The sequence below is a fragment of the Natronomonas sp. genome, assembly GCF_036625485.1.
Classification (GTDB): domain Archaea; phylum Halobacteriota; class Halobacteria; order Halobacteriales; family Haloarculaceae; genus Natronomonas.
Genome location: NZ_JAZKTR010000230.1, coordinates 1 through 2,864 on the forward strand (window position 1 = coordinate 1; position 2,864 = coordinate 2,864).

Here is a 2,864-nt window from a genome sequence, read left to right on the forward strand (position 1 = left end):
GACCGTCTTGTAGGGGTCGTCCCAGTCCATCCAGACGCCGAAGGACTTGAAGTCCTCCTGGAGGCCATCGAGTTGCTCCTCGGCGAAGGACTTGCACTCCTCGATGAACTTCTCCTCGCCGAAGGCCTCGATGTCCTTCTTGTTCTCGAAGCCGAGTTCCTCCTCGACGCGCGTCTCGATGGGCAGGCCGTGCATGTCGTAGCCCGGCCGGTCGGTGACGTCGTATCCCTGCATCCGGTGATAGCGGATGTAGGCGTCCTTCAGGGTCTTGTTCCACGTCGTCCCCATGTGAGCCGCACCGGAGGTATACGGCGGGCCATCGACGAAGAAGAAGTCCTCGCCGTCCTCGCGGTGCCGCCTCGTCTTTTCGTAGGCGTCGACCCCATCCCAGTAGTCGAAGACCCCGTCTTCGACGTCGTGGGGTTCGTACTGGTCATCCACCTCGGCGAACCTGCTCATGTTGCACCAATTTAGCGCCGTTGTTAAAGGACAATCGGTACTGTGCGACGGGTTCTGTACCGGTGTGGCCACTCTCGAAAAGCAAGCGGCAGCCGAAGAAGCGAGTCGTCGCGGTCGGTTACGGCGTGAGTTCGCGGAGGTGCGGCAGCAGCTTTTCGGTGCCGACCGAGTAGGCGGCATACAGTGCAACGGCGCCGATGACCACGAGCCAGCCCGCGAATATCTGATTGCCGGACGAAAGATACGACAGGCTGTTCAGTTCGGCGAAGAGGCCGACGACGGCGAAGACGACGGTCCCGAGCAGGTAGCCGCCGAGTTCGAGCGCCGCGACCAGTAGTTCGCGCATAGAGTCACTCAACCGGTCAGCAAGATAGGTCTTTCGGACGGACCGAAAGGACTTCAACGGTCGGTAAGCTACCGCGAACAATGAGTTACGGCGGTCGACAACAGGATCTCGATTACGCACGAATCGCGAAACTCGGCTTCTTCGCAGGGGTCGCCATGTTCGTCATCGGCGCCGTCGGCGAGGTCATCGGCCGGACCATGACCGCCGGGATGCCGGCGGCCGCCGACCAACTGTTCATCGGCCTCGAGGCCGTCGGCGTCCTCGTCGGCCTGCTCGTCCCGCTCGTGTTCGGTATCGTCCTCCCGCTTGTCGAGTAGTCACGCTCAGGCCGACACGTCGACAGCGAGGTCCGACTGCAGCCACGTCTCGGTTCCCTCCCGATCGTAGATCACGAGATCCCCGTTATCGAGCGTCAACGACGAGTAGCGACCGCTGTCCAGCGCCGTCGTCGACGATTCGAACGGCGAATCGGCATCCGATGTGGAGGGAGTATCCTTCATCGTAGCCGACCAGAAGCCATTGGGGAATTTAAATGTTGCCCGGAAAGCGACCCGATTTCCGAACCGGACCCGAAGACTGACCCCTTCCGAAGCCACACACCCGACGAATGGCGACCTTCCCGGACCCTGAGGACCACAACCCGCTGGCCGACGACTGTCGGCGTTGTCCCGCCCTCGTCGAGGACCGCACCTGCATCTCGTGGGGCGTCGGCTCCCTCGACGCCACGCTCGTCGTCGTGGGCGAGGCCCCGGGCGCCGGCGACCCCGAGGCCGACCGCTGGCAGGGTGGCAACCACACCGGCATGGCCTACACCGCCCGCCACAGCGGCCGCCGGGTGCGTGACCTCTTCGAGGGACTCGGCTACACGCCCACGGACCTCTACTTCACGAACGCCGTCAAGTGCTTCCCGAGTGATGGGGAAGGCTCGAACCGCGAACCAACCGCCGACGAGCGCGAGAACTGTCGACCGTACCTGCTGGCGGAACTCCGGCAGGTCGACCCCGCCTGCGTCGTCCCCACGGGCCGACACGCCACCGAATCCCTGCTGGCCGCGACCGACCGAACCCTCGACGGCTTCCTCGATACCGTCCTCACACCCCTCGAAACCGGCGGTCTGCCGTCGCTGTTGCCGATCCTGCACCCTTCGTATCAGGACATCTGGATTTCCCGTCTCGGGTACGAACCCGAGGAGTATAGACAAGCCATCGGGGAGACGCTGGTCGGCCTCGGTGCGGGACCGTCCGCGTAACGGACATTTATAAACGAGCGCCGGGCAGGCATCGACGGATGGCCCCCTCCCGACCGACCCGGCGTGGGCTTCTCGCCGCCGGAGCCGCCGGTATCGCTTCCGTCAGTGGCTGTCTCGACCTCTCCTCGTCGGCCGACCCGGTTCCGCCGGACAGCGATTACCCGATGGACCGGTACGCGCCCGGGCGGGCCGCGACGGTCGAAGACGCGCTCGCCCCGCCGGAGTCGCTGGCGGCCTCGTGGTCGCTGTCGGTTCCATCGACGTCGACACCGCCCCCGAGCATCCACGAGGGGCGTGCCTACGTCAACGACTGGGAGGGGACCCTCTTCGCGCTCGATGCCACCGAGGGCGCGACCGAGTGGTCGGTCAGCCTCGGCGACGACCGAGCAGGCGGCACCCGGCCGACCGTCGACGAGAGTGGCATCTACACCGCGAGCCGATACGGGCTGTTCGCCCACGACCACGACGGCACCCGTCGCTGGCACGCCGACGACGTCAGTAGTGCCCGTGGCTCACCCATCGTGGTCGACGGGACGGTCTACGTCACCTACGTCTCGACGGTCAAGGCCTTCGATGCCGCCAGCGGCGACCTTCGCTGGAGTACCACACCGGGCGAGGCCTACGGTGCCGGTACCGTCACGCTGAATCGAACCCTCGCGGTTGCCGACGGCACGGTCTATGCCGTCCGGGAGCGTGGCGGTCACGACGTCCCCGACGTCTTCGCCCTCGACGCCGACGACGGTACCGAACTGTGGCACGCCGGAACGGATCTGGTCTACCACCGGCCCGTCGTCACGCCTGACGGCGACC

General features: G+C 65.6%; 6 protein-coding genes. 3 read left to right on the plus strand and 3 right to left on the minus strand.

Annotated features, from left to right (window positions below):
- Nucleotides 1-459, minus strand: a 459-nt coding sequence (locus tag V5A53_RS14280; RefSeq protein ID WP_332314280.1) for a class I tRNA ligase family protein, incomplete at its 3' end; no start/stop codon positions are given.
- A gap of 118 nt (nucleotides 460-577) precedes the next feature.
- Entirely contained in the window at nucleotides 578-805 is a 228-nt protein-coding gene (locus V5A53_RS14285; RefSeq protein WP_332314281.1) for a hypothetical protein, read from the minus strand.
- 80 nt (nucleotides 806-885) lie between these two features.
- Here V5A53_RS14285 and V5A53_RS14290 point away from each other — a divergent pair, with 80 nt between their 5' ends.
- Nucleotides 886-1,122, plus strand: coding sequence for a DUF7860 family protein (locus V5A53_RS14290; RefSeq protein WP_332314282.1), 237 nt, complete (start codon nucleotides 886-888; stop codon nucleotides 1,120-1,122).
- Nucleotides 1,123-1,128: 6 nt separating this feature from the next.
- Here V5A53_RS14290 and V5A53_RS14295 read toward each other — a convergent pair whose 3' ends face one another.
- Nucleotides 1,129-1,305, minus strand: coding sequence for a hypothetical protein (locus tag V5A53_RS14295; protein ID WP_332314283.1), 177 nt, complete (start codon nucleotides 1,303-1,305; stop codon nucleotides 1,129-1,131).
- A 107-nt stretch (nucleotides 1,306-1,412) separates the two neighbouring features.
- Between V5A53_RS14295 and V5A53_RS14300 the strand changes: the two genes are divergently transcribed.
- Nucleotides 1,413-2,054 carry a uracil-DNA glycosylase gene (locus tag V5A53_RS14300; protein ID WP_332314284.1) on the plus strand — a complete coding sequence of 214 codons (642 nt, stop codon included), beginning with the start codon at nucleotides 1,413-1,415 and terminating at the stop codon, nucleotides 2,052-2,054.
- Nucleotides 2,055-2,092: 38 nt separating this feature from the next.
- The coding region (locus tag V5A53_RS14305; protein WP_332314285.1) for a PQQ-binding-like beta-propeller repeat protein at nucleotides 2,093-2,864 on the plus strand (772 nt) is incomplete at its 3' end.